This window comes from Streptomyces yokosukanensis (assembly GCF_001514035.1).
GTDB lineage: Bacteria > Actinomycetota > Actinomycetes > Streptomycetales > Streptomycetaceae > Streptomyces > Streptomyces yokosukanensis.
In genome coordinates this window covers 1-5,971 of the sequence record NZ_KQ948264.1, presented here as the reverse complement: position 1 = coordinate 5,971, position 5,971 = coordinate 1, and the positions used below count along the sequence as shown (strand labels likewise).

The window sequence follows — 5,971 nt, the reverse complement described above, 5'->3', positions numbered from 1 at the left end:
TCGCCGAGGACGAAGGGGACTTCGTCGTCGATCACCAGGTCCACCATCGCGAACCCGCCCGACGCACCGCAACTCGCGCCCGCGGTCGGGAAGGGCGGCGCCGACCGGCCGACCGGCGCCGAATGCTCCGTACCTGCGGACGGAGTTGCTCGTTCTGCCCGAACCCGCCGGCGTGGGGCTCCGCACCCCAGTGGACCCGACGTCCGCCGGACGGGACACGGCAGTGTGTCAAAGTCCTGCGATGGTCAAAGCCCTGCGACGAGTGTCCTCCCGCCGTCGCGGTCACCGAAGCGGTGGGTGGTGCCCTGTCTCCAGCCGGGTTGACCGGTGGCGGCGAAACGCACCCAGGCGTCGTGCACTTCCGTGGCCAGCGAGGCCGGAAGGGCGTCCGCTCCGAGAAGCGCACACTCACCGCGCAGGGCAGGCAGATCCACGCGATCGAAGACGAAGGGCAGTTCGACGCAATGGCAAGCGCCCAAAGCACCGGCGAAGGCCGGTGGGCGCCACGTGAATTCGTAACCGAAGGTCCGGCCGCCGGACCGGGAGGCGTGGGCTTGTGCCAGTCGGCGGCTGCCGGCGGTGAACGTGTCGGTGATCAGGTGTGAGAGAAGGCGGCCGGGGTTCTCGGCCGGGAACCGGGCCCGGTAGGCGGCTGCCTGCCTGGCCGGATCGGCGAATCGGCGCCTGGCGGTGGCGAGCAGGTCCGCGTCGGTCGCCGTGTCCACGAGACCGCAGGGCACGGTGTAGGTGTCGGCCTCGTCCGAGGTGGTGCCGATCAACAGGTCCGTGCCGGTGGCCGCCATCACCGTCCTGACCGGCTGCCCCGGTACGAGGATGCCGTCGATGACGGGTCGGAACGGGCTGGAACCCAGCGCCGTGTCCAGGAATCCGTGAGCTACGTGATCGATCGGTGGCAGGTTCCCGATGAGGGCGACGAGTCGTGCGTCGGGCACCATGCCCAAGCCCGCTGCGGTGGGGGCGTCCCCAGTACCTGGGCGACGGTGCGGGCCACCAGCGCGGCCTGCTCCGGCTCGTACACGCACTCGCCGCCTCCGCTCCGGCTGATCGCGCGCGGAACAGGCCGTCGGCCTCCGGGCAGGCCGGCAGCGCCGCGACGATCATCGCGCCGGCCGACTGCCCGCAAAGGGTCACCTGCGTCGGGTCGCCGCCGAAGCCACGGATGTTGGTGGCCACCCAGCGCAGCGCGGCGATGACGTCCAGCAGCCCGCGGTCGGCGGGGAGGGGGGGCGTCCGGCAGGTCCAGCCAGCCTGTCACGCCGAGCCGGTAGTTCATGGTGACGGTCAGGTAGTCCCCGCCCGTGCCCGGGCCGGTCCCGAGCACCGGCGTGAGGTCCAGCCGTCCGAAATTCCGGGCCGGGGACGGGGCGGTCGGTCCGGGCCGGGTCGCATCCCGGATCCCTTCCCAGTGCGACGGGGTGGACGGAGCAGCGAAACGTGCGGGGCCGACCGGGGCGGCGGCATAGGGGATGCTGTGGAATACGGCGCATCCATGCTTCACCACGCCGCGGACGAGTCCGCCGGCGGTGCGTACGACTGGTGGACCGGTCACGTGGTGAAGCCCCACTTCTTGATGGTGAACGCGTCCGCGGATCGGCTGATCTCGGCAGCCAGCCCGCCGCGCAGATGGGCGGGGAACACCAGTGCCTGGTTGTCCGCGGCCCAGGCGAGCACGCGTCTTCGGGAGGTCCGGGCGGCGACCGGGTCCTCGCAGAAGCAGCTGTTCACATCGGGGTGGTGGATCTGGATGGGGTTGTGCAGCAGGTCTCCGACGAACACGGCCCGGTCGGTGCCCGAGGCGAGCGACAGCACCGACGACCCGGGGGTGTGCCCGGGAGCGAGTTCCAGCCTCAGGTCACCGTTCACCCGGTGTGTGCCGTCCCAGAGAGTCAGCAGGCCCGCGCGCTCGATCGGCAGCACGCTGTCGGCGAAGACGTTGTTGTTGGCGTTTCCTGTGCGAGGCCGACTGGCCGCGTCGGGATGCCAGAACGCGTAGTCCGCGCGGGGTGCCAGATACGTCGCGTTCGGAAACGTCGGCACCCACTCGTCGTTGTCCAGCCGGGTGTTCCAGCCGACGTGGTCGGCGTGCAGGTGGGTGTTGACTACAACTGTCACGTCCTCGGGCAGTACGCCGACATCCCGCAGCCTGCCGAGGAAGTCCGTGTCGAGATCGTTGAAGGCCGGCAGCCCCGGGCGCGCCTTGCCGTTGCCGATCCCGGTGTCGATGAGCACGGTCTCTCCATCGGTGCGGAGTACCCAGGTCTGCACGCAGGTCCGGAGCAGATCTGTCGCGGAATCCCAGTACTGGGGTGCGAGCCAGGACCGTTGCTCCTGCCAGTCGGCCCGGTCCAGATCGGGGAACATCTGCGCGGGCGGCCGCGTGGCCATCTCGTGCTCCAGTACACGGTCGATGCTCACCCGCCCCAGCATCGTCGTCGTCATCGGCTCTGGACCCTGACGGGGGTCAGCACGAACCCGTCGTCGGGTTTGCCCGTCAGCAGGGCGGCGAGCCCGCCGCTGAGCGCGTGGGTCGAGCCGCCGGGTCCGGCGCTGATGCTGTCGGTGACGGGCTCGGACACGGTGTCGGTGTTCGTCACCGCGGCGGTGTTCCACCGGCCGTGGGGGCGTACGCGTGCCACGACGGCCGGCTTGCCGGTCAGCAGGCGGCTGCTCACGCCGGACAGGGGGTTCGGGATGGTGACGGCTCCTGCCGGCAGCTTGCTGTGGAGGAAGGCCGAGGTGTGCCCGTGGGAGTCGATGCGGAACACGGTCGGGTCAACTCGTCGACGACGTAGGCGGTGCCGTCCGGACCGACCGCGGAGATCGTGCTGTGCTTGAGCGAGCCCACCAGGAACTGCTTCGACCGCGGGTCGCAGTCCACGGAGTGAGGGAAGACCTCCGGTCCGTGGGCTTGAATCACACTCGGAGACGAAGCGTCCGGTGTGGCGGGAACAGCGGTCGCAGCCACCGCGGACACGACAGGTGCCACCGCGGCGAGCGGGAGTGCTGCCGAGGCAGTCCTGAATTTCATGGATCTCTCCGTTTCGACGACGGACGAGGGGGAGGGGCGTCAGGCTGCCGGGTGCGGACGGCCTGACGCCCCTGGGGGCGGTCAGTCAGTCAGTCAGACGGTGGCTTCGAGGACCACGTCGACGTTGCCGCGGGTGACGTTGGAGTACGGGCACACCTGGTGGGTCGTCTCCATCAGCTGGTCGGCGGTGGCCTGGTCCAGGCCGGGCAGATGCGCGCTCAGTTTGATGGCCAGGGAGAAGCGCTTGCCCTCGTCCAGGGCGAGAAGGCTCACCGTGGAGGTGATGGTGGACCCGGTCAACTTCAGCTTCCGCTCGCCGGCGATCAGTCGCAGGCCGTTGTGGAAGCAGGCCGCGTAGCCGGCGGCGAAGAGCTGCTCGGGGTTGGTCTTGTCGCCGCCGGGGCCGCCCATCTCCTTCGGAACGGCGAGCGCAGCGTCGAAGACGCCGTCCAGGGTGCGGACTTCGCCGTTGCGGCCGTCGCCGGTCGAGAGGGCCTCGGTGGTGTAGAGCACGGACATGGTCGTCTCCATTCGTGGATTCCACGGGCTAGGGGCAGGGGACTTGCGGGGGCGCCGAAGAGGTCTTCGGCAGGTTTCGGACAGGCGGAAGCCGCCTGAGGGTCATGCGGACCGGGATGTGGCGGGTGTCGGTGGAAGCCGACAGTGCCGTCGGACGTGGATCGGACCGCTAGGAGGCGGACCTCGCGCGCGCCGGACGAGCCTGTTCGGGCGAGGCCGCGGTGGGAACGGTGGTCTCGGCGGTTGCCCGAGCGAGCAGGGCCAGCGCGGCCTTCGAACCGGCCGCCGCGGTGGTGACCGCGACCATGCGCTGCCCTCGTCCGCTCGGGACCGTCATCGCCTGTTGGGTCACGTCCAGAACTCCGACCAGCGGATGCCGCATCCGGTAGTTCGCGACGTCCCAGGCCCGAACCTTGTGCTCGGACCACAGGGCGGTGAACTCCGGGCTGTGCATCACCAGTTCGCCGATGAGCGCGGCCAGCAGCGGGTCGTCGGGATGCCGGCCGACGGCCATCCGTAGCCGTCCCACCACGTCTCGCGCCTTTTTCCGCCAGTCTTCGTACAGGTCGCGGGTGTGGGCGTCACGGAAAACCAGACGCGCGGTGTTCGGCCGCTGAGCCGGATGCTCAGGACTGTGCGGGTCGAGGTGCCCGGCGAACAGCGCGTGCCCGGTGCGGTTCCACGCCAGCACATCGCTGCGACGGCCCAGGACGATGACTGGCGTGTCCCCGAAAGCCTCGATCAGCTGCCGCGTCGTCTCGCTGACACGCTCGGGGGCCGGCTTGCGAACTCGGTCGCCTCCCTTGCGCACGACGCCTGCGGCGAGATCGCTCAGGTGCTGGCGCTCGGTCTCGTCCAGACGCAGAGCCCGGGCGATGGCGTCCAGTACCTCCTTGGACGCGTTGACCGACGCGCCTTGTTCCAGCCGTGTGTAGTACGACTCGCTGACCCCGGCGACCAAGGCCAGTTCGTCGCGCCGCAGTCCCGCGACCCGCCGGCGTTCATCGAACACCGGCAACCCGACGTCTGCGGGCTGCAGTTGCGCGCGGCGTGTCCGCAGGAACTCTCCCAGCTCCGACTTACTGCTCATGGATCTGAGTGTGGGCCTGCCGCGCTGTTCGTGCCTGCCCCTGTCAGTGCCAGTTACAGTTCGGACGGCCTGTCTCTGCGCGCCGCATCAGAGCGCACGGGGCTGATCTCGCAGTACGGCTTGCCGGCGAGCCGGGAAGCCGCGCGAGGCTACGGGATGCCGCCCTTGACTTGTTCCTGGAGCGCGGTTACTCCGCACGGATCGCAGGTAATGCCGGCGCAATGCTCAGCGGATGCCGTTGGCGCGGGCCGACGTCTTCAGATTCCTCTGAAGAGGTGCCATCGGTGGTCACTTCGACCTCTCCCCTGCGACACATACCTACTCGCGAGACCAGCCCGAGGCCACATCGGGCAACGTCCGTCCTGTGAGAACCGAGGGGTAGCGCGGCCCGGTGCATCTCACGGTTACCTTTGGGTTCCTCTCTCACCAAAAAGTGCGTTCTTGCAGGTCAGTCATTGCTTTCCTATCGTTCGCAAGTAACCGGAAGAATGTATGGGAGTTTGGAATGGCCATTCTGAAGACATATGCGCGCCTGTGGAGTGAGGATCTGGACAGGGCGCTGCCTCCTCTCGTCGAGCTGGTCGGCGAGGACCCGCACCTGCGGTTCGAATTCGGCGAGGTGGAGCTGGGCGCCGTTGGCGACTTTCTGGTGATCGCGGGCCCCGCGGACGCTGCCGCCAAGCTACCCAAGGCGACCACGACTGTGATCGTCAGCGACCTCGGCGAGGTCGGGACGGTTCTTGCCTCCCACGGCGCCGAGGTTACCTTCGGCCCTGTCCAAGGGCCGACCGGCTCCTACCTGTTCGCCCGACACGCAGATGGCTCCGAAGTCGAATACGTCCAATGGAAGCCCGAACTCGAGGCCCGAATCATCAGGTGAGACCAGAGTCGCCGTGACCAGAACGAGAGGAGAAGAAGCCGAATGGACGGCCAGGGGGTGCTCGATGGGGCACGGCAGAAGAGTCTTTGTCCGTATCCGCCCCTTCGGTAATCAGGTCACGTAATTGGCAGCCATCGGGGCGGTACTGCTTGGCGTAGGCGTAGGCGTAGGCGTAGGCGTAGGCGTCGGTGCCGTGATTCCGTGCCGGGATCGTGGTGTTCGATTGCCCCCAACAGGGCGCACTGCACGGCGGTTCCGGCGTGACGAGTACGCCGCCGAGGACGGCGAGACGCGCCAGGGCTTCCGCCCCGGCCTGTGGACGCCGTCGCCGCTCCAGGCCGGGGCGACGAACACGACGGCGCCCGGTCCGGCCCGGCGAGGACGTCGTACTGCATGGTCACCCGCTGAGGCTCGGACCCACCGCATCGACGGC

6 protein-coding genes and 2 pseudogenes are annotated in these 5,971 nt (G+C 68.9%); 1 reads left to right on the top strand and 7 read right to left on the bottom strand.

The window, feature by feature from the left end; translation table 11 throughout:
* Window positions 1–245: 245 nt before the first annotated feature.
* The 7 genes and pseudogenes from AQI95_RS48625 to AQI95_RS43905 all read right to left on the bottom strand — a co-directional run bounded on the left by AQI95_RS48625 (window position 246) and on the right by AQI95_RS43905 (window position 4,658).
* Window positions 246–956, bottom strand: a complete 711-nt coding sequence (locus AQI95_RS48625; protein WP_067137087.1) for a carboxylesterase family protein — start codon at window positions 954–956, stop codon at window positions 246–248.
* A 124-nt stretch (window positions 957–1,080) separates the two neighbouring features.
* Window positions 1,081–1,224 (bottom strand): annotated as a pseudogene (locus AQI95_RS50560) (carboxylesterase family protein); the annotation flags it as partial.
* Between the two features lie 157 nt (window positions 1,225–1,381).
* Window positions 1,382–1,570 (bottom strand): annotated as a pseudogene (locus AQI95_RS50555) (carboxylesterase family protein); the annotation flags it as partial.
* Window positions 1,567–2,382: an MBL fold metallo-hydrolase gene (locus tag AQI95_RS43920; protein ID WP_425264981.1), complete on the bottom strand. Its 816-nt coding sequence runs from the start codon at window positions 2,380–2,382 to the stop codon at window positions 1,567–1,569. The gene AQI95_RS43920 and the pseudogene AQI95_RS50555, both read right to left, overlap by 4 nt.
* Before the next feature lie 74 nt (window positions 2,383–2,456).
* Complete coding sequence (locus AQI95_RS49740) at window positions 2,457–2,786, bottom strand: hypothetical protein (RefSeq protein WP_067137083.1); 330 nt, start codon at window positions 2,784–2,786, stop codon at window positions 2,457–2,459.
* A 356-nt stretch (window positions 2,787–3,142) separates the two neighbouring features.
* Complete coding sequence (locus tag AQI95_RS43910) at window positions 3,143–3,568, bottom strand: organic hydroperoxide resistance protein (RefSeq protein WP_067137089.1); 426 nt, start codon at window positions 3,566–3,568, stop codon at window positions 3,143–3,145.
* A 169-nt stretch (window positions 3,569–3,737) separates the two neighbouring features.
* Window positions 3,738–4,658: a helix-turn-helix transcriptional regulator gene (locus tag AQI95_RS43905; RefSeq protein ID WP_067137081.1), complete on the bottom strand. Its 921-nt coding sequence runs from the start codon at window positions 4,656–4,658 to the stop codon at window positions 3,738–3,740.
* Between the two features lie 505 nt (window positions 4,659–5,163).
* On the opposite strand from AQI95_RS43905, the gene AQI95_RS43900 reads away from it, so the two are divergent.
* Window positions 5,164–5,538 carry a glyoxalase gene (locus tag AQI95_RS43900; protein WP_067137079.1) on the top strand — a complete coding sequence of 125 codons (375 nt, stop codon included), beginning with the start codon at window positions 5,164–5,166 and terminating at the stop codon, window positions 5,536–5,538.
* The last annotated feature ends 433 nt before the right edge of the window (window positions 5,539–5,971 follow it).